Origin of the sequence: Paraburkholderia monticola, assembly GCF_001580545.1 — a bacterium.
GTDB lineage: Bacteria > Pseudomonadota > Gammaproteobacteria > Burkholderiales > Burkholderiaceae > Paraburkholderia > Paraburkholderia monticola.
Window position 1 is genome coordinate 325,795 of the sequence record NZ_LRBG01000039.1, and the last position, 16,652, is coordinate 342,446.

Consider the following 16,652-nt stretch of genomic DNA (forward strand, 5'->3'; position numbering starts at 1 on the left):
GGCAATTTCCGGTCCGCTTCCGCACGGCACGCGCGATCTCGCGAAATGGTGCGTCGCAGCTAGATTCGTCAGCCGAAAAGCCCGGTGGGTGCGGCGTTCGCAGCGTCCGCCAGGCAGCGCGAACCGGGCGGGCATGGTGCTTGCGGATGAGCGGTGTGTGGACGGACATGGTCCTTCGCTAACGCGCCGCTCAAGCGCAACGGCGAGGACTGCGTCCGGTGTCGGGAAACGGGCCCCTGACGGTACCGTAGCGGCGACGCCCCCACGTGTGTCATCAGCGGCTTCGGCCGCGATCGGCCACTGGCAACAAGACCGCCATTTTCATCAACACCTGAAGGAGAGAACCATGAAGACGATCCAACTTCTGAAGACCGCAGGCAGCATCGCCGTTGTCGCGTTCGCGCTGAATGCGACCGCCCAGACGACCGCTCCGGCGCCGTCCGCCTCGTCGGAAAGCGTTGGCCAGCACATCGATGACAGCACCATCACGACCAAGGTCAAGGCGGATCTGCTTGCCGCGAAGAACGTCAAGTCGACGCATATCCATGTGAAGACCCGCAAGGGCGTTGTGTGGCTCACGGGTTCGGTGCCCTCGGCCGACGACAAGACCGCCGCCGAAGATGTCGTGCAAAACGTGAAGGGCGTGGACAGCGTGAAGAACCATCTCAAGATCATGGCTGACTGATAGCCGCGTGATAGCCGGGCGATCGGTTCGCGCCGATTCGACTGAGTGACAACGAAAAGAGCCGGCAATTGCCGGCTCTTTCTTTCTACTGCACGGATGCTTCGATCAATGCTTCATCGCCGCGTACTGATCGCGCAGATCGCGCACGCGGTCATGCGTCTTCAACACGCCCTGGTACTGCCGCTCGACGATCGCCCGCACATCGGCCGGCAAGTCCTTTTCGAGCGCATCGTGATAGCGCTTCTTCGCGACATCCTCGCCTTTCTCGCACTCGGCGAGAATTGCATGGTCGCTGCGATCCGTCACGGCGGACCTCACGTCGACCCACCCGCGATGCAGCGCGCCGCTCATGCTGCCGCCGGTTTCAGGCTTGCCGCCCAGCGTCTGGACCGCATCCTGCAACTCACGCGCGCCGCGCGAGCAGTCTTCGGCGGTCGAACGGAACAGCATCTTCAGCTGATCGTCGTGCGCATCCTCGGCTGCCTTCATAAAGCCCTTCTCGCCATCCTTCGACGTTTCGACCAGATCGTTCAACACGGAAACAACGTTGGTAGTCATTCAATACCTCCAGGGGTTTCGTTCAGCGCGGAATCCGCCGCGCGAGATCGTTTATCGCCTCGCGATGGATCCGTCCGACGCGCGGCGGGGTGCCCCGGATACACCGCATGACGCGTGCCCGGCACGCGTTCCCTGAATGGCACAGCGGTTGCTTCTTCGATGCGAGTTGCTTGCCGGGCTATATCTACAACGACAGGGAGAATCACCATGAAAAAGACCAGCAGCATGAAATTTCTAGCGGCGGTCGCCATAGTCAGTTCCGCTATCGTGATGCAGATTCGGGCGCACGTTGCATCGCCCGAGGCGGCGCCGGATCAGGCGCGCGCCGCGATGTCGACGTGCGGCAACGCGCATGACGGCATCACGCCCGCCTCATGCGATTCGATGCGTCGCGAACGCCAGCCCGAGCGACAGCAACCGCCGCACGTTGCGCGGCAACTGTGGGTGTAGCACGCCGCCGCAACGGCGCGGACAACGCAAAATGAAAAACGGCCCGATGATCGTCATCGGGCCGTTTTTGCTGGTACGGCGCCTAGCTATCCGGCGCGGCCGTAGCCGCATCGAAGCGATGCCTGTGTCACGCGTGCTTCTGTTCGAACTCCTGCATCGGCTCGGGCGTCTTGCGCGGATCGAAATCGGCCCAGCGTCCCTGCTGCCAGCGCCCGGACGCCTTCTCGATCGCGGCTCCGCCCGCTTCACGCAGCACGCGCGCGGCCTCGAACTGATTGTCGGGCGACACGTGCACGGCCACGAGCACACCCGAATCGCGGATCTCCTCGTGATACGGCATACGATGGCCCGATTTGCCGCGCTCATGGGTGCGCGACATCGCGCCGACCAGCGAGCCGACATACGCACCGACACCCGCCGCGATCAGCGACACCAGCAGTGGCGCGGAAAACGCCGCGAAGATGGCGACGCCGACCACAGCCCCAATCACCGCGCCGATCGTGACGCCCATGCCCGCGCCTTTGGGCGCCTCGCGCGCGCCAGGATCGGTGTCGGTGTCGCCGCCGATCGCGAAACGCGCGTGCTGCCCGCGCGGATTGACGAAGAACAGCGTGACGTCCTCTTCGACGAACCCTGCATCGAAAAGCTTTTGCGCCCCGCTTTCCGCAGCCGGAAAGGTCGTGAAGCGTGCTGCGACGATGAGTGACATAAGGCCTCCCTATCGTTAACTGGCGTTCGCGGACCCAACTGTCGCCACGTGGCGCGCGACGGCGCTATGCCGCGGCGCCGCGATCCGGTTCCATGCCTTCTACTCTGAACAGTCCGCTATGTAACACTACGCCTTCTCCGTTGTTCTGGTCGAGCGCTTCCGCGCAAACCGAGCGGATACGCTGACGGCCCTTGTCGAAGGCGGCCAGCAGGGCCGCCTCGAGCGCGGACTCCGCGCCGAAATGATCTTCGAGCGCCTCGGCGGTAATCGCGCAAACCACCGGCTCGCCATCCACATGCGCAAGAAAACGCACGTTCAGATTCGCACCGTCGAAGGCCCGCTCGTCGTCGGGGAAAATGATCTGCATCAGAGAGTCCTCATAAGCAGGCCGTGGCAGGATCGCGTTCATGACGAGCCCTTCAGCTTGCCGGCGAGTTGCTGCGCCATCTCGAGGTGATGCTTGATGGTCGGCAGCGCCTGCGCGGCCGCGGCCTTCAGTTGCGAATCGGTGCCGCTTTCGCTTTGCTGCTGGAACAGATCCACCGCGCGCTGATGCGCTTCCACGCCGATCTGCTCGACGTAGGCCTGATCGAACTCGGCGCCCTTCAACGTCTGCAGCTTGCCGACCAGCGCGGAATCCGCCGACGGTGTCGGCTTGAAGCCCTTTTTCGCGACGAGCGCGGCCATGCCGTGCGATAGCTTGGTGTGGTCGGTGATCATCTGTTGCGCGAACTTCCTGACCTGCGGATCGTTCGAGTTTTTCAGCGCGACCTTGCTGGCGGCGATTTCGGTGGCATCGGACTTCGATGCTTCGAGCATGAACTCCTGATCCGCGGGCGACAGCGTCGTGCGGCCGGCCGGCGCGGCGCTCGCGGGGGCGTCGCTCGCCTGCGCGCTGGCCGTGTCGATCGACGCCGCGCTCACGCCCAACACGGCCAGCGCGGCAGTCAGCACTTGTAGGGAATACCGGAATTGCATGCACTTTCTCCCTGTTGAATCACCGACGCGCCTTCGCTCACGCCGCTTTGCGCTTCGTCAGTTGCCCGATCAGCGTCTTGTTGAACGCGGGAAGGTCGTCGGGTTTGCGGCTCGAAATCAGATTGCCGTCTTCGACCACTTCCTGATCGACCCACGTGCCGCCCGCGTTGCGAATGTCGTCCTGCAAACTCGGCCAACTCGTCACCGTGCGCCCCTTGATGATCCCTGCCGATACCGGCAGCCACGTGCCGTGGCAGATCACCGCGATCGGCTTGTTCGCCTGGTCGACGGCTTTGACGAAGGCCTGCGCCTCGCGCACCAGCCGCAGCGCGTCGCCGTTCACGACGCCGCCCGGCAGCACCACCGCGTCATAGTCGTCGGGACGTGCGTTCTCGAAGGTCGCGTCGACATCGACCGTGTCGCCCTTGTCGACGTGCCTGAAGCCCTGGATCTTGCCTGGCTTCGCTGAAATCACGTGGACCGTCGCGCCCGCGTCCGCGAGCGCCCGCTTCGGCTCCACGAGTTCAGCCTGCTCGAAACCGTCTACCGCGAGTACCGCTACCTTGTAGCCCTTCAGTGCCTCATTCATGCGTTCTCTCCTTCGTGCGGCGCCGCGTTCATCGCTCATTTATCGGCTCGTTATGCATGTGCATAGCGCGGCGCCCTTGCTAAAGCGTTGGTGAGCAAAACCCGTGCCCAACTCGGGCATGGTGTTTCGGTGATTGCGTTCAAAGCGTCGCGTTTCAGAGGTCTTTTTCGTCTTCGTCGGAACGTTCCTCGCCCGGCGGCACTTGTGGATCGAGGAAGTGGTCCGTGTCGATATCGCGGTCCATCTCCAACGTCGAATCGCCGTCGGCCGACGCGCGTTCGCCCGTACCTGAGCGATCGGTATCGCTACCAAGTTCGCTGTCGCCAGTTTCGAGCGCGTGATTGTCGAGTTCCGTATCGACGTCGAATTCGTGGCGCTTCGCGCCCGCCACGTCGCTGCCGCTATCGGACGAATCGCTCGGGCCCAGCGCCCCCGTCGTGCCGGATGTTTGCTTGACGGTCTGCTGCGGCTCTTCGTCGGGATTGAGTGTGCTGCTCATGAAAGCCCCCTTTGCGGTTGATCACGCCGAGTTTTCCGCAAGGACCGTTCCGCTCCCCAGGCCTGTTCCGTTTACCAGTGGCATCGCGCTTGCTTCCCGCCGAACACATGGCACGCATTGCCCACGACGGGCGGAGCGATCCCAACCACGTTCGATAACTTCTCCTTGCAACAATGGCTACCGCGACCCCTTCCACGCCCGCATCATGCGACACGCCAACCGCGAACGGCGATGCCGCGTCGCAACCGATGCCGCCGGGTCTGCGCCACGCCGACGACACCCGGCCCGGTTTCACGCGCCAGCGCGACAAAAGCGGCTTCACCTATTTCGACGTGAACGGCGAGCGCATCGTCGACGACGCGGTGATTCAACGCATCAACTCGCTCGCCATTCCCCCCGCCTATGAAGACGTGTGGATCTGCCCCGATCCGCGTGGTCATCTGCAGGCGACCGGCCGCGACGCGCGTGGCCGCAAGCAGTACCGCTATCACCCGCGCTGGCGCGAGACACGCGACGCCGACAAGTACGAACGGATGGCCGGCTTCGGCCGCGCGTTGCCGAGAATCCGCGCCCGCGTCGCGCGCGATCTGAAGCTGCCGGGCATGCCGCTCGACAAGGTGATCGCGGCCATCGTGCAATTGCTCGACACGACGCTGATTCGCATCGGCAGCATCGAATACGCGCGCGATAACCAGTCGTACGGACTGACGACGCTGCGCAAGAAGCACCTGAAGATCGAAGCGGGTCAAATGCGCTTCAGGTTTCGCGGCAAGAGCGGCATCGAGCACGACGTGAGCGTCGAGAATCCGAACCTACGGCGCATCGTGCGGCGTTGCGCGGAGCTGCCGGGTCACGAGCTGTTCCAGTATCTCGACGAAGACGGCACACGTCACCCCGTCGGCTCGACCGATATCAACGACTACTTGCGCCGCGTCAGTGGCGCGGACTTCACCGCGAAGGACTACCGCACGTGGGCCGGCAGCGTGTACGCGCTTGCGGCATTGCGCCGCTTGATGTGCGGCAGCGCGGCCGAGGCGCGCCGTCATCTGGTCGCGACCGTGAAAGAGGTGGCGGCGCTACTGCGCAATACGCCCGCCGTATGCCGGCGCTGTTATATCCATCCGGCGATCATCAGCGCGTTCGAGGCCGATGAATTGCAGCGCCTCGCGCCGGGCCAGTCGCGTCGCGGACTCAAGGTCGACGAACTAGCCTTCGCCGTCCTGCTCGGTCAAGCGGAAAAACGCGCGGCGAAACTCGCGCGCGCATCGGGTGCGAAAGGCCGCAAGGCGCGGCAATCGTCGGTCGACGACAGCATCGACGCTTCGCTGACGAGCCTGCTGAAAAAATCTCGCGCGGTGCGTAAGAAGGCCGCCACAACGAAAGAGAAGAGCGTTAGCACGCGCCTGACGGCTCAGTAGCTCGCTCGGCCGAGCCAGCCTTACTGTCCCTTCGTATCGCTGCTGGCATTGGCACCCGGTGTGTTCGTCGTGTCCGTCATCGGCTTGTTTGCCTTCGACTTCTTCTGATGATGTTTCATCGACGACGACGACCCTGCCATGCTGCCCATTGCATTCGACGCAGGCTCGTTGCCCGCCGTCGGCGCGGCGGTCGCGGCGCCATGCGCCTGGCCGCCCCCGCTGCCGCTATTGCCGTTGCCGCCGCCCGCCTGGGCGAACGCCGCGCCCGACGCGATCACACATGCCGCGGCCAACCATGCCTTCGGATACTTGCTCATCTGGGTTCTCCCTGAGGTAATGAGGACGGGTGTGATCCTCGCCGACACTCGAGCAAGGCCTATGCCGCGCGATGGATTCGTCGCATGCTCGCATCACGCTTCTTCATGGAGCGTTTTCGTCGGCATGGACGAAATAATTTCAAACGCGCTCGCATCTTTACGCGCACGCTGCGTCGTTGCGCACATGAGAGGTATGCCACCGGCTGATCGCATTGCACGAGTCGAAGGAACGGCCGTTGCTGAAAGCCTCGGTACACTCACCCTTTGAAGGAGACTCATCATGGTCATGCAGACTCAGACGCAAGGCGCAAACATCGTCGGCAAAGGCGCCGCGACCGCGGAAGGCCCGGGCCCGGACGTCATGGCCGCGGCGACGCTCGACGGCAACAAGGTCATCAGCAGCGACGGCGAGCACATCGGCAAGATCAAGGACATCATGCTCGACGTGCGTTCGGGCCGCGTCGCGTACGCGGTGCTGTCGAGCGGCGGCTTTCTCGGCATCGGCGACAAACTGCTTGCGATTCCGTGGCATGCGCTGACGCTCGATACGCAGGAGAAATGCTTCGTGCTGAACATGGTGGCCGAGCGCGTGAAGAACGCGCCGGGATTTGATAAGGATCACTGGCCATCGATGGCGGATCAGACGTGGGCCACCACCGTGCATCAGTACTACGGCAGCGAACCGTACTGGGGCGGCGACGTTTATACGCGCCGCGATGACCTCGATGTCGCGGAAATTCCTCCGGGTTCGTCGAATGCGCCCGAGGCCGGCGGCCTGAAGCTCTGATCCCCAGGCCGCGCAATGTCGGCGCGCGGTCGCGCCGACATTGCGCTTCAGGAGAGAACACGATGGCGCCCCGAAAGACCAGCAGCAGATCGAAACGCCCCGTGTCGCGCGGCAAGTCGGGGCGCCCGCCGCGTCAGCGCCACGCCCGGGCGCACGCCGCTCATCGCGCGAAAACCGCGAAATCGAGCGGCGCCGCCGGCACGAAGCGATGGTCGCACCACGTGATGGAAACGAGCGACGCGATGGACATTCAGAAGGACATTTTCCGAACCGGCAGCGCCGAGTCCATCGCGCAATCGCTGAAGCGCTCGTCGACGGTGAGCCGCCGACGCAAAGGCACACCGTTCCAATCGGCGATGTCGATGCTCAATTTCTATATCAATCGGGCGGGTCGAAACTTGCCGAAGGAACGGCGCGATACGTTGCAACGGGCCAAGCGCAAGCTGCGCGAAGCGTTTGGACGTGAGCCGCGCTGAGGGACTGGGGCGCCGGCGCAATCACCCGAGCGGGCGTTTCAGTCCGTTCCAGGCTGAACGCCGAAGGCACTTTGCACGGCCTCGAAGCGCGAATTGACGTTCAGCTTCTCGAACACGTTCTTCATGTGCCATTTGACCGTCTCGGGCGCCAGTTTCAATGATCGGCCAATTTCCTTGTTGGACAGCCCGCGAGCGACATAGCCAAGGATTTCGAGCTCTCTCGCGCTCAGGGTACCCGGCGCCAATCTGGCGTCGGCATAGCTCGACAACGAAGGCGGCGCGTTATCGACCTCGTCGAAAGCCGACAGCAACGTGCCAATATAGGTGGCTTGCCCTGTCGAGGCTTCCGGTTGCGTGCGGCGAAAGCGTTCCAGTAGCGCCCGCATAGCCGGCCCTTCGTCCACGAAGCTATTGATCAAGCCCATCGCGCTGCCGATCCGCAGCGCGTTTTCCAGCGCCGAAAATGCCTTGTCCGGAGCACCATTGCGCTCATGCGCGAGCGCAAGAAGCAACGAAACGACCGCCTCGGCATAGCGCCAGCCCAGCGCAACGAGGTCGTCGCGCGAGCGCGTAAGAAAGTCGACGGCTTGTTCCGCGGCATTTTCGGCGAGCAGAACACGGGCTTCCAGCAAACAGTAGCTGGTCCACGTTTCCATGGCCGAGCCCCGTCGTCCTTCGCACATCATCGGTACGCTCGCGCTCAGTTGATCGGCGATCTGTCTCGCTTCGACCACGCTGCCGTCGGCCAGGAGCTGTCTGACGGTTTCCGCATCGCACGCCAGCTTCAGACGCAACCATCGACGTGCTATCGCGACCTGTCGACCATCCTCGAGAACGGCCAGCGCCGGCCCCTTTTTGCCATCGCGCCACAACAGGCGCGACGCGGTAACCATAAAGCGCATCAACGCTGCGAGCGGCGAGGTCTCCAATGCGATGGTCATGCGACCCTCGACCAGTTTCCGCGCTTCGGACAACTCGTTGCACTCGTAGTAAATCGACGCAAGACAACCGGCGACCGCGGCCGTGGCCGCCGACCACTCCCCCAGCTTCTCCTCGGAGTACCGCAGCGCCACCTCCATCACCCGCTTCGCATCGGAAAGTTCACCGTGTATCAGCGCGGCGATGCCGTACACCGCGTCGCGCAGAATGCCGGCGCTGTTCGGCTTCAGGCTGATTCCCACCTGATCGACCCGTGCTCTCCAGACGCGGGATATGTAGCTGAACTGGCCTCGATACATCAAGCCGAAAATTTCCGCGCTTTGCCCGTAATACCGGACCCACGGCTCCGCGGTCGCCGTCGATGCCTTGACGGCAATCCCCAGTTCGAGCGCGTGTTCGCTATCGTCGCTCACGGCGGCGATGACCGCGCGGATCGCGTTGATCTCGGCCCGTGCGACGTCGCCGGCCGCCGAGCGATCGTCGCGAGTCAGACGCTCGAACTCGTCGGCAATCGCACCGATCTCCTTCGACGCGCGCGAGGTGTCGAGCGACATCGCGAGCGCCCAGGCTTTCGCGAGGCGCAAACGCAGTCGACCCGCGATCACATCCGGCGGAAGTTTGCGGATCCAACCCGGCAGCATGAACGGATCGCCACGCTGGAGCATCTCCATCGCGCAGTTTTCGGCCCACTGCGCCGCCTGCTCCAGATCGCCCGCGGCCAGCGCGTGTCGCACGGCCTCGGGCCACAGCCGAGCCCGTGCGAACCAGAGGCTGGCCCGGCGATGCAGCAACGGAACCTGGTGCGGCGTTCGACGCACGAGACGGCGGCGAAGCGCATCGCTCAACAACGCGTGATAGCGATACCAGCTCTGCGTGTCATCGAGCGGGCGGATGAACACGTTATGCCGCTCCAGCCACTCCAGGTTTTCTCCGCTGTCGCCTTCACCGTCCGTCACTTCGTCGCACAGCGACGCAGTGAACCGTTCGAGAATCGACGTGTGCAGCAAGAACGTCAGTATGTGCGGCGGCAAATGGGTGAAGACCGTGTCGCTCAGGTAGCGATCGATGCCGAAGCGCGAACCGGCGAAATGACTGGCGAGCGCGGCCACATCGTCGACCCGGTTCAGTCCGAGAGAAGCCAGTTGCAACCCGGCCACCCATCCTTCGGTTGCGGTGTTCAGCAACTCGACGCTGTTGCGGTTCAGTGGCGTGTTACCGCTGCGGTCGAAGAACGCCTGAGCATCGTCGAGCGAAAAACGAAGGTCGTCGGCGTTCAGACGCGAGAGCTTGTCGGGCGAGCGCAGCGCGCTCAACGAAAGCGCCGGTTCGCCGCGTGCTCCGAGCAGCACGTGCAGGTTGTCGGGCGCGTAGCGCAGCAGGCGCGAGACGATCGCGAGAACGGGCCGCGCGCTGAGGCGGTCGACGTCGTCGAGCACGAGAAAAACACCACGGCCGTACGCGGCGATGCCATTCAGCAGCACTGAAATGATCGTTCTGACCGGCGTGTGCGCATCGTTGTCGAGGAGTTGCTGCGCCTGCCAAGCGATGTCCTTCGATGCGCGAGACAGCGCCGCCACCAGATAGGCGCCGAGTTGCTGCGGATCGTCGTCTTCTCCGTCGAGACTCAGCCATGCAACCGGACGCTTCTTTCTCGCTTGCGCCTCGCTCCAGGCGGCAAGCAAAGTCGTCTTGCCAAAACCCGCAGGCGCGATCACCAGCGTCACGTGTTGCGGACGCCGTTCATCGAGTCGCCGGAGCAATTCAGGCCGCTGAACGCAACCCGCGGGAACGCGCGGCGGCATCATTTTGGTCTGGATCAGCGAGACGATCCATTCACGCTCGAAACTATCTGCGGGTGTGTTCATGAGTAGTCCTCCCAGCGGCCATCCGTGAGAGGCATGGGTGAGTCTTTGTGAATGGGTTCTTAAGATACGCCGAAGTGTATGACGACTCAATGCAGACCCGCCCGATCAGACACGGCGAGCGCGATTCGCTCCAGGTCGTGCATGGCCGTCTGTCAAATCCCTAGCTGACGCTGCTTGGGGTGTCCTCTTCCGAGCGGTCGTTCTGTGTGGCCGGATCTGCGGGTTCGCCAGCCGCTGACGTCGCCACGCCCACTCTGCTGACAGGGACGTCGTCGAGCCGGTAGCCGTGCGTGTAGACAGTCACCAGTCGCACGCCATTCTCCGGACGCAAGCTCAGCTTGCGTCGCAGCCGGTAGATATGCGTGTCGATCGTGCGCGACGTGCTGTCCAGTTCGCGGCCCCAGGCCAGCTTCGCCAGCAGCCGTTTGGAGACGACCCGACCCGCGTTCGCGAACAGATACGCGGCTACGTCGAATTCTTTTTCGGTCAGTGCGATCGCCTGGCCGTGCAGAAAAGCACTGCGCTGCGTGACATCGAAGAGGTAGGGTCCCAACGCGATGGCGCTTTCGACCTTGATGCTGCGCCGCGTGCGCCGCAACAGTGCGCCGGCTCGCGCCACCAGCTCTTGCGTCCTGAATGGCTTGAGGACGTAGTCATCCGCGCCGGCGTCGAGCGCCTGCAAGATGTCGACTTCCAGAAGCCGGCTGGTCACGAACAGCACCGCGGGTTCCCGGCCCAGATGACGGCGTATCCAGTACAGCACCTCGAAGCCGCTCAGGCCCGGCAATTCCCAGTCGAGCACCACGAGATCGACCTCGTGGACCTGAAGAAAAGCAATCGCGTCCTTGCCCCGGTCCACCGTGCTGACTCGATGCCCGGCTTGCCTGATTTCCCTCTCGACCGACTCAGCTTGCGCGGGATCGTCTTCCACCAACAGGATATTCATTTATCACCTTTTTCTTTCGCCCTGCCGACTGGAAGACCGGGTCCCCCGATAACCGCGGCGAAAGACATCGACATCTGGAATTGCACTCACCCTGGCAACCCGTGCGGACAGGACGAAAAGCCACCTTGAAAATCGCCTACGGCACAGGGGCGGCGTGAGCGGTCCGCGGCGTCGGCGCCGGAAGTGGTTGTGAATTTCGAGACGAACGATAGAACGAGTCGCTTTTCTAACGCGCCCCCTTCGGGGAGGGGGGTATGGCATTTTCGAAGGGGGGGTGTATTTCACGGACAGCCACCCTCCTTGTCGGCCGCCCCACCCTCGTCCGCAGCATCAGGGTGGCGACGTCGACGGCGAATTCCCTGTAGCCCTTGCGGAGAGGAGGACGGCTGAAGAAGAGGAGGAAGAAGGTGAAGGAAGGGAGAGGAGCAACATCGACACATTGAAGCCGGAGCGCAGCTTCATGGGCGATGGTCAGGACAATGCAAAATCGAGGGGTGTCGTCGAATCGCTGATCGAGCCGGCGCCCGCGGCGGCGCGCCGCCAGGCGCCGCCGCGACAGCCGGGTCGTCCTGCGTCAGCTTCACACGCCACTACCGCCCACGGTCCGTTGACTCTTCCATTGCCCCTGCTGCACCTCGAACAGCGTATAGGGCGGCTTGATCAGATCCCCATGCGGATCGAACGCGATTTTCCCCGTCACCCCCGTCACATTCACTTTCGGGAACGCGGCGACGATCTTCGCGCGATCGAGCGAGTCCGCGGTCTGGATCGCCTGAATCATCGCGAGCGCGGCGTCGTAGGCGAACGGCGCATACAGCTCGACATCCTGATTGAAGCGCGCCTTGTAGCGCTTGCCGAACTCCTGCGCGGCCGGCAGCTTGTCGAGCGCCGGGCCGGGTTCGAGATCGCGCGTGCCCTCGCCCGCGTTGCCCGCGATCTGCAGGAACGCGTTGCTCTTTAAGGCGCCCGCGCCGAACAGTTGCGCGGGCATGCCGAGCGAGCGCATCTGCTTGACGAGCATCGCGCCCTGCTCGTCGAGTCCGCCGAAGAAAATCAGATCGACGTTTTTCTGCTTCAGCGAAGTCAGGATCGCGCGCAGATCGACCGCCTTGTCGTTCGTGAACTCGCGATCGACGATATTGCCGTTCGCCTGCTTGGCGCCCTTCTCGAATGCATCGGCGAGGCCCTGGCCGAACGCGGTGCGATCATCGATGATGCCGATGCGCTTCGCCTTCAACTGCTGCACCGCGAACTCGCCCGCGATCACGCCGCCGACACCGTCGTGCCCCATCGTGCGAAACACGTTCGCAAAGCCTTGCGCCGTGAGTGCCGGATTCGTCGAGCCCGGCGTGATCATCGCGACGTTCGCCGTGTGATAGACGGCCGAGGCCGGGATGCTGCAGCCCGAGTTGTAGTGGCCGATCACGCCGACCACGCCGTCGTCGACGAGCTTTTGCGCCACCTGGATCGCGATGCGCGGATCGGCCTGATCGTCCTGCACGTCGAGCACGTATTTGACGGGTTTGCCGCCGATCATCGGATGCTTCGCGTTCGCTTCGTCCACCGCAAGCTGCGCGCCGTTCTGCAGATCCTTGCCGACCCGCGCGACCGGTCCGGTCAGCGGTCCGACGAAGCCGATCTTGACGATTTCCGGCTCGGCGCCATACGACGGCGCATGCGCGCACAACATCCCAAGGGCCAGTGCGACAACCAGGTTTCTGCGTTTCATGATGTCCGTCCTCTTCTGAGCAACAGTTGCGGTGATTAAAAACGACGCGGGCTATAAGGCGCGAGATCGAGCGGCGGCACGCGTCCCGCCACCAGATCGGCGACGACGCTGCCCGTCACGCCGCCCAGCGTGACGCCCAGATGCTGATGACCGAACGCGTAGACGACGCGTGGCGAGGCGCTCGACGCTCCGACGACCGGCAAGCCGTCGGGCAGGCTCGGCCGGAAGCCGAGCCAGTCGCTGTCCGGTTCCGCCAATTGCGGTAACGCGTGCTGCGCTGAACGCGTGATCAGATCGAGCAGCGCGGCATTGCGTTGCGGTCCATAGCCGCCGAGCTCGACGGTGCCCGCCGCGCGGATGCCGCCGTCCATCGGCACCATGTAGAAGCCGCGCTCGGCCCAGCCGCACGGCCGCGAAATCAGCGACGACGTGCCGGGGAAACGCACGTGATAGCCGCGCTCGGTATCGAGCGGCACGCGGTCGCCGCATTGGCGCGCGAAGCGGCCCGAAAACGCCCCCGCGCAGACGACCACGTGGGCGGCGTCATAGGCACGCCCCGCGTCATCGACGATGCGCACGCTGGTGGCACCCGGCTCGAGTGTGCGAACCGCGATGCGCTCGTGCCGGAGACCGCGGGCGAGCAACGCCGCATGCAGCGCCTGCAAAAAACCGCGCGGATCGCTGAGGAACCAGCTGCCGTTGAACAACGTGCCGTGCGCAAAGATCGGCGCGAGATTCGGTTCGAGTGCGGCGATGCCGGCGCGGTCGAAGTTCTCGAAGCGCACGCCTAGCGAGCGGCGCAACGCGAGCGACGGCTGGGCCGCGTCGAACGATGCCGCATCCGAATACAGGTAGAGGCATTCGCGCGGCCGCACGAAGCGCGACAGGTCGTCGCTCGCGAGCATCTCGCGGTAGCCGTCGAACGCACGCGACAGCAGGCTCGCGAGGGACCGCGCGCTGTGCTCATAGCGCCGCGGCATCGACGCGCACAGAAAGCGCGCGAGCCACGGCGCGAGCTGCGGCAGATAGCGCCAGCGAATCCGCAGCGGACTCGTCGGGGAAAACAGGAAGCGCGGCAGATTGCGGAACACGTCCGGGTTGTTCACCGGTATGCAGCCGTAGTTGGCGAACGTGCCCGCATTGCCGTACGAGGTGGCCTCGCCCGGACCCAGCGCGTCGAACAGCGTGACGTGGTGACCGTCGCGCATCAGCCAGTAGGCGCTCGACAGGCCGACGAAGCCCGCGCCCAGCACGGCGACTTCGCTCATCGCGTTCGCCGGTCGGCCGAACCGGCCGCCCGACCCGACCCTGCGCCGGCTGCACCGACCGGCAGGAGCGTGCTCTGCTGCTTTGTCACAAGCGTGCCTCCTGTACTACAGTTGCGCGTTGCCTTTCGAGACAGCGCCACACAAACCATGCTTTAATACTCACACAAAGTTTTTTTGGGTGCAATTAAATTGGCTTTGTGTGGAGCCAGGTACTTTCCCGGATCAAAAGCGTTTCTTTAGGCTCGATGACGCATGTTCACTTGCCGATCGAAGGAAAAACCGGTTTAGTATTGGCGTGTTTGTCCGGTCGAACGAGTTTTTTGTATGGAGATTGAGTCTGGATGAAGAGCGCAATTGACCACACAAACGGTGAAGAAATTCTCCAGACAAAGGGACGTCAGCCGACTTATCTCGAAGTGTCGCGCAGCCTCGAGGAAAAAGTCCGCAGCGGCCTCTACCCGCCGGGCAGCCGCCTGCCGGCGCAGCGCGAGCTTGCGGTGGAGTTGGGCCTGAATGTCTCCACCGTGTCGCGTGCGTACAAGGAGTTGCAGGCGCGTGGACTGATCGTCGCGAGCAAGCGGCGCGGCTCGATCGTCACCGGCGGCGCCATGCCTGCCGTGCATGGCCGCGGCGCCAACGTGTCGGCAAGCGGCAACGCCAGCGCGAACACGGTGCTCGACCTGACCGTGAACCGGCCGGCCACCGGCGAATTCCTCACTCAACTCGCGCGGACGATGGCGCAGATCGCCGACGACCCGCGCTACCCGGAGACTCAGGAATATCAGCCGCCGCAAGGTCCCGAATGGGCGCGCGCGGCGGGCGCGCGCTGGATCGCCGCGCCCGGCTTCACGCCCGGCGCCGACAGCGTGGTCGTCACGAGCGGCGCGCAACACGGCCTCTATGCGGTGCTGAGCAGCCTGATGGGTCATGAAGGCGTGATCCTCTCGGACCAGTTGACCTACTACGGCCTGAAAGCGCTCGCGCCGGTGTTCCAGTTCGAACTGGTCGGCATTCCGAGCGACGACGAAGGGCTGTTGCCCGATCGTCTCGAAGACGCGTGCCGCCACCGGCGCGTGAAGGCGATCTTCACGGTGCCGAATCTGCAGAACCCGACGGTCGTGACGATGAGCCTCGCGCGCCGCGCGGCGCTCGTCGACATTGCGCGTCGCCATCACATCGTGATCATCGAGGACGACGTGTACGGCCCGCTTCTGCAAGCGCGCCTGCCGACGATTGCCAGCCTGTGCCCGGAACTGACCTTCCACGTGACGTCGACGTCGAAGATCCTCGCGCCCGGTTTGCGCATCGGCTATCTGCGCACGCCGCCACATGGCGCGGCGCTGGCTGCCGAGGCGGTGCGCACCACCGCGTGGATGCCCGCGCCGCTGTCGACGCTGATCGCGACGCGCTGGATCGAGGACGGCACTGCGCAGACGATCCTCGACGCGCAGCGCGCCGAGTTGCGCGCACGTCAGGCGATCGCCCGCGAACTGTTGCCGGCCGAGCTGCTGAAGAGCGACCCCGCGTGCATGTTCGTGTGGTTGCGCGTGCCGCCGCCGTGGCGCTCGGACGACTTCGCGGCCAATGCGCTTGCGCGCGGTGTCAACACGATGCCGGCCTCCGCCTTCGCGGTCGATCGTTCGACGCTCGAGCACGGCGTGCGCATCAATCTCGCTTGCGCCGAATCGCGCGAGCAGTTGACGCGTGGCCTGCAGATACTCGCGCACACGCTGCGCGACCGGCCGCGCGCGCTGTTCGGCACGATCTAGCGGGCGGCCGAAGCATCAGACGCAGCGGCTAGAATACGGCACCACCCTGACCCGCCGAGCCGCCTTCATCCGATGACTCCGTCCGACGATTCACGCCCTTCCGCGCGCGCGCACGCCGCCGATGCGCTGTTCGCTTTCCTGAAGTCGCTGCCGCTCGGCGATCGCCTGATCGAGGGCGGCTTCATGGCCGTGCAGGCGGTCGCGGGCGCGAGTCTCGCGTTCGGCATCGGCCGCGCGCTGCATACCGAGCAGGCGTTCTGGGCCGCGATCACCGCGATCGCGGTGAGTCAGCATAGCTACATCGACACCCGCAAGCTGTCGCGCGACCAGTTCATCGGCGCGATGGTCGGTGGCATCTGCGGGCTGATCGGCACGCTCGCGGGCGGCGGCCATTTTGCCGCCTACGCGGCGACCGTGGCGGGTGCGATCATGATCTGCTGGGTCGTCAACGTCGGCAGCGCGGCGCGCCTCGGCGGCATCACCGCGACCATCATGCTGCTGGTGCCGGGCATCGGCCCCGCGTGGGACAAGGCGTTCTTGAGGCTCGGCGAAGTGACGCTCGGCACGGTCTGCGCGCTGCTGATCGCGCGGCTGATGGCGTCGCTCGAAAGACGTGCGTTCAGTAAGAGCGAGCCGCCCAGATAGAAGCGCGGCGCGCGCGCTGAGTCCG

Annotated in this window: 18 protein-coding genes; 7 read left to right on the forward strand and 11 right to left on the reverse strand. The window is 64.4% G+C overall.

The genetic code is table 11. From position 1 onward, the window contains the following. The first annotated feature begins 346 nt into the window (after nt 1-346). A complete protein-coding gene (locus CI15_RS32525; RefSeq protein ID WP_062137065.1) occupies nt 347-685 on the forward strand; it encodes a BON domain-containing protein in 339 nt (112 codons plus the stop codon). A gap of 105 nt (nt 686-790) precedes the next feature. Here the strand turns inward: CI15_RS32525 and CI15_RS32530 are convergent, their stop codons facing one another. Continuing rightward, a complete protein-coding gene (locus CI15_RS32530) occupies nt 791-1,243 on the reverse strand; it encodes a PA2169 family four-helix-bundle protein (protein WP_062137068.1) in 453 nt (150 codons plus the stop codon). A gap of 207 nt (nt 1,244-1,450) precedes the next feature. Between CI15_RS32530 and CI15_RS32535 the strand changes: the two genes are divergently transcribed. Then, complete coding sequence (locus CI15_RS32535; RefSeq protein WP_062137071.1) at nt 1,451-1,693, forward strand: hypothetical protein; 243 nt, start codon at nt 1,451-1,453, stop codon at nt 1,691-1,693. Between the two features lie 127 nt (nt 1,694-1,820). On the opposite strand, the gene CI15_RS32540 is transcribed toward CI15_RS32535, so the two are convergent. The 5 genes from CI15_RS32540 to CI15_RS32560 all read right to left on the reverse strand — a co-directional run bounded on the left by CI15_RS32540 (nt 1,821) and on the right by CI15_RS32560 (nt 4,468). Beyond that, nucleotides 1,821-2,402 (reverse strand): glycine zipper domain-containing protein, encoded by a 582-nt coding sequence (locus CI15_RS32540; RefSeq protein WP_062137074.1) that lies wholly within the window; start codon nt 2,400-2,402, stop codon nt 1,821-1,823. 64 nt (nt 2,403-2,466) lie between these two features. Beyond that, nucleotides 2,467-2,811 carry a DUF1488 family protein gene (locus CI15_RS32545; RefSeq protein WP_062137076.1) on the reverse strand — a complete coding sequence of 115 codons (345 nt, stop codon included), beginning with the start codon at nt 2,809-2,811 and terminating at the stop codon, nt 2,467-2,469. Then, on the reverse strand, nt 2,808-3,380 hold the full coding sequence (locus CI15_RS32550; RefSeq protein ID WP_062137079.1) for a DUF4142 domain-containing protein: 573 nt from the start codon (nt 3,378-3,380) through the stop codon (nt 2,808-2,810). The genes CI15_RS32545 and CI15_RS32550 overlap by 4 nt, the downstream gene beginning before the upstream one ends. Before the next feature lie 37 nt (nt 3,381-3,417). Next, nucleotides 3,418-3,969 (reverse strand): type 1 glutamine amidotransferase domain-containing protein, encoded by a 552-nt coding sequence (locus CI15_RS32555; protein ID WP_062137082.1) that lies wholly within the window; start codon nt 3,967-3,969, stop codon nt 3,418-3,420. A 154-nt stretch (nt 3,970-4,123) separates the two neighbouring features. Then, nucleotides 4,124-4,468: a hypothetical protein gene (locus tag CI15_RS32560; protein WP_062137085.1), complete on the reverse strand. Its 345-nt coding sequence runs from the start codon at nt 4,466-4,468 to the stop codon at nt 4,124-4,126. Between the two features lie 173 nt (nt 4,469-4,641). On the opposite strand from CI15_RS32560, the gene CI15_RS32565 reads away from it, so the two are divergent. Further along, a complete protein-coding gene (locus tag CI15_RS32565) occupies nt 4,642-5,886 on the forward strand; it encodes a DNA topoisomerase IB (RefSeq protein WP_062137088.1) in 1,245 nt (414 codons plus the stop codon). Between the two features lie 20 nt (nt 5,887-5,906). Here the strand turns inward: CI15_RS32565 and CI15_RS32570 are convergent, their stop codons facing one another. Continuing rightward, nucleotides 5,907-6,203 carry a hypothetical protein gene (locus CI15_RS32570; RefSeq protein WP_062137091.1) on the reverse strand — a complete coding sequence of 99 codons (297 nt, stop codon included), beginning with the start codon at nt 6,201-6,203 and terminating at the stop codon, nt 5,907-5,909. A gap of 280 nt (nt 6,204-6,483) precedes the next feature. Between CI15_RS32570 and CI15_RS32575 the strand changes: the two genes are divergently transcribed. Together CI15_RS32575 and CI15_RS32580 are read left to right on the forward strand one after the other, a co-directional pair. Then, nucleotides 6,484-6,990, forward strand: a complete 507-nt coding sequence (locus CI15_RS32575) for a PRC-barrel domain-containing protein (protein ID WP_062137094.1) — start codon at nt 6,484-6,486, stop codon at nt 6,988-6,990. Nucleotides 6,991-7,052: 62 nt separating this feature from the next. Beyond that, nucleotides 7,053-7,466 carry a DUF3175 domain-containing protein gene (locus CI15_RS32580; protein WP_062137097.1) on the forward strand — a complete coding sequence of 138 codons (414 nt, stop codon included), beginning with the start codon at nt 7,053-7,055 and terminating at the stop codon, nt 7,464-7,466. Nucleotides 7,467-7,504: 38 nt separating this feature from the next. Here CI15_RS32580 and CI15_RS32585 read toward each other — a convergent pair whose 3' ends face one another. From CI15_RS32585 to CI15_RS32600, 4 genes are all read right to left on the reverse strand, one after another. Beyond that, the gene (locus CI15_RS32585) at nt 7,505-10,270 is read right to left on the reverse strand and encodes a winged helix-turn-helix domain-containing protein (RefSeq protein WP_062137101.1); all 2,766 of its coding nucleotides are present in this window, start codon (nt 10,268-10,270) and stop codon (nt 7,505-7,507) included. Between the two features lie 160 nt (nt 10,271-10,430). Continuing rightward, the gene (locus CI15_RS32590) at nt 10,431-11,201 is read right to left on the reverse strand and encodes a response regulator transcription factor (RefSeq protein WP_241496009.1); all 771 of its coding nucleotides are present in this window, start codon (nt 11,199-11,201) and stop codon (nt 10,431-10,433) included. Between the two features lie 595 nt (nt 11,202-11,796). Further along, nucleotides 11,797-12,945 (reverse strand): branched-chain amino acid ABC transporter substrate-binding protein, encoded by a 1,149-nt coding sequence (locus tag CI15_RS32595; protein ID WP_062137107.1) that lies wholly within the window; start codon nt 12,943-12,945, stop codon nt 11,797-11,799. A gap of 35 nt (nt 12,946-12,980) precedes the next feature. After that, nucleotides 12,981-14,213 carry an NAD(P)/FAD-dependent oxidoreductase gene (locus tag CI15_RS32600; protein ID WP_062137109.1) on the reverse strand — a complete coding sequence of 411 codons (1,233 nt, stop codon included), beginning with the start codon at nt 14,211-14,213 and terminating at the stop codon, nt 12,981-12,983. Nucleotides 14,214-14,554: 341 nt separating this feature from the next. On the opposite strand from CI15_RS32600, the gene CI15_RS32605 reads away from it, so the two are divergent. Beyond that, nucleotides 14,555-15,982, forward strand: a complete 1,428-nt coding sequence (locus CI15_RS32605; RefSeq protein WP_062137112.1) for an aminotransferase-like domain-containing protein — start codon at nt 14,555-14,557, stop codon at nt 15,980-15,982. A gap of 72 nt (nt 15,983-16,054) precedes the next feature. After that, nucleotides 16,055-16,627, forward strand: coding sequence for an FUSC family protein (locus CI15_RS32610; protein WP_062137115.1), 573 nt, complete (start codon nt 16,055-16,057; stop codon nt 16,625-16,627). Nucleotides 16,628-16,652: the final 25 nt, after the last annotated feature.

What these genes read in the sequence shown, in the direction of transcription:
- CI15_RS32610 (WP_062137115.1), top strand. Translation starts at nt 16,055, where the DNA reads ATGACTCCGTCCGACGATTCACGCCCTTCCGCGCGCGCGCACGCCGCC.
- CI15_RS32600 (WP_062137109.1), bottom strand. Translation starts at nt 14,213, where the DNA reads ATGAGCGAAGTCGCCGTGCTGGGCGCGGGCTTCGTCGGCCTGTCGAGC.
- CI15_RS32565 (WP_062137088.1), top strand. Translation starts at nt 4,642, where the DNA reads ATGGCTACCGCGACCCCTTCCACGCCCGCATCATGCGACACGCCAACC.
- CI15_RS32555 (WP_062137082.1), bottom strand. Translation starts at nt 3,969, where the DNA reads ATGAATGAGGCACTGAAGGGCTACAAGGTAGCGGTACTCGCGGTAGAC.
- CI15_RS32560 (WP_062137085.1), bottom strand. Translation starts at nt 4,468, where the DNA reads ATGAGCAGCACACTCAATCCCGACGAAGAGCCGCAGCAGACCGTCAAG.
- CI15_RS32545 (WP_062137076.1), bottom strand. Translation starts at nt 2,811, where the DNA reads ATGAACGCGATCCTGCCACGGCCTGCTTATGAGGACTCTCTGATGCAG.
- CI15_RS32525 (WP_062137065.1), top strand. Translation starts at nt 347, where the DNA reads ATGAAGACGATCCAACTTCTGAAGACCGCAGGCAGCATCGCCGTTGTC.
- CI15_RS32605 (WP_062137112.1), top strand. Translation starts at nt 14,555, where the DNA reads ATGAAGAGCGCAATTGACCACACAAACGGTGAAGAAATTCTCCAGACA.
- CI15_RS32575 (WP_062137094.1), top strand. Translation starts at nt 6,484, where the DNA reads ATGGTCATGCAGACTCAGACGCAAGGCGCAAACATCGTCGGCAAAGGC.
- CI15_RS32595 (WP_062137107.1), bottom strand. Translation starts at nt 12,945, where the DNA reads ATGAAACGCAGAAACCTGGTTGTCGCACTGGCCCTTGGGATGTTGTGC.
- CI15_RS32550 (WP_062137079.1), bottom strand. Translation starts at nt 3,380, where the DNA reads ATGCAATTCCGGTATTCCCTACAAGTGCTGACTGCCGCGCTGGCCGTG.
- CI15_RS32530 (WP_062137068.1), bottom strand. Translation starts at nt 1,243, where the DNA reads ATGACTACCAACGTTGTTTCCGTGTTGAACGATCTGGTCGAAACGTCG.
- CI15_RS32585 (WP_062137101.1), bottom strand. Translation starts at nt 10,270, where the DNA reads ATGAACACACCCGCAGATAGTTTCGAGCGTGAATGGATCGTCTCGCTG.
- CI15_RS32535 (WP_062137071.1), top strand. Translation starts at nt 1,451, where the DNA reads ATGAAAAAGACCAGCAGCATGAAATTTCTAGCGGCGGTCGCCATAGTC.
- CI15_RS32580 (WP_062137097.1), top strand. Translation starts at nt 7,053, where the DNA reads ATGGCGCCCCGAAAGACCAGCAGCAGATCGAAACGCCCCGTGTCGCGC.
- CI15_RS32540 (WP_062137074.1), bottom strand. Translation starts at nt 2,402, where the DNA reads ATGTCACTCATCGTCGCAGCACGCTTCACGACCTTTCCGGCTGCGGAA.
- CI15_RS32570 (WP_062137091.1), bottom strand. Translation starts at nt 6,203, where the DNA reads ATGAGCAAGTATCCGAAGGCATGGTTGGCCGCGGCATGTGTGATCGCG.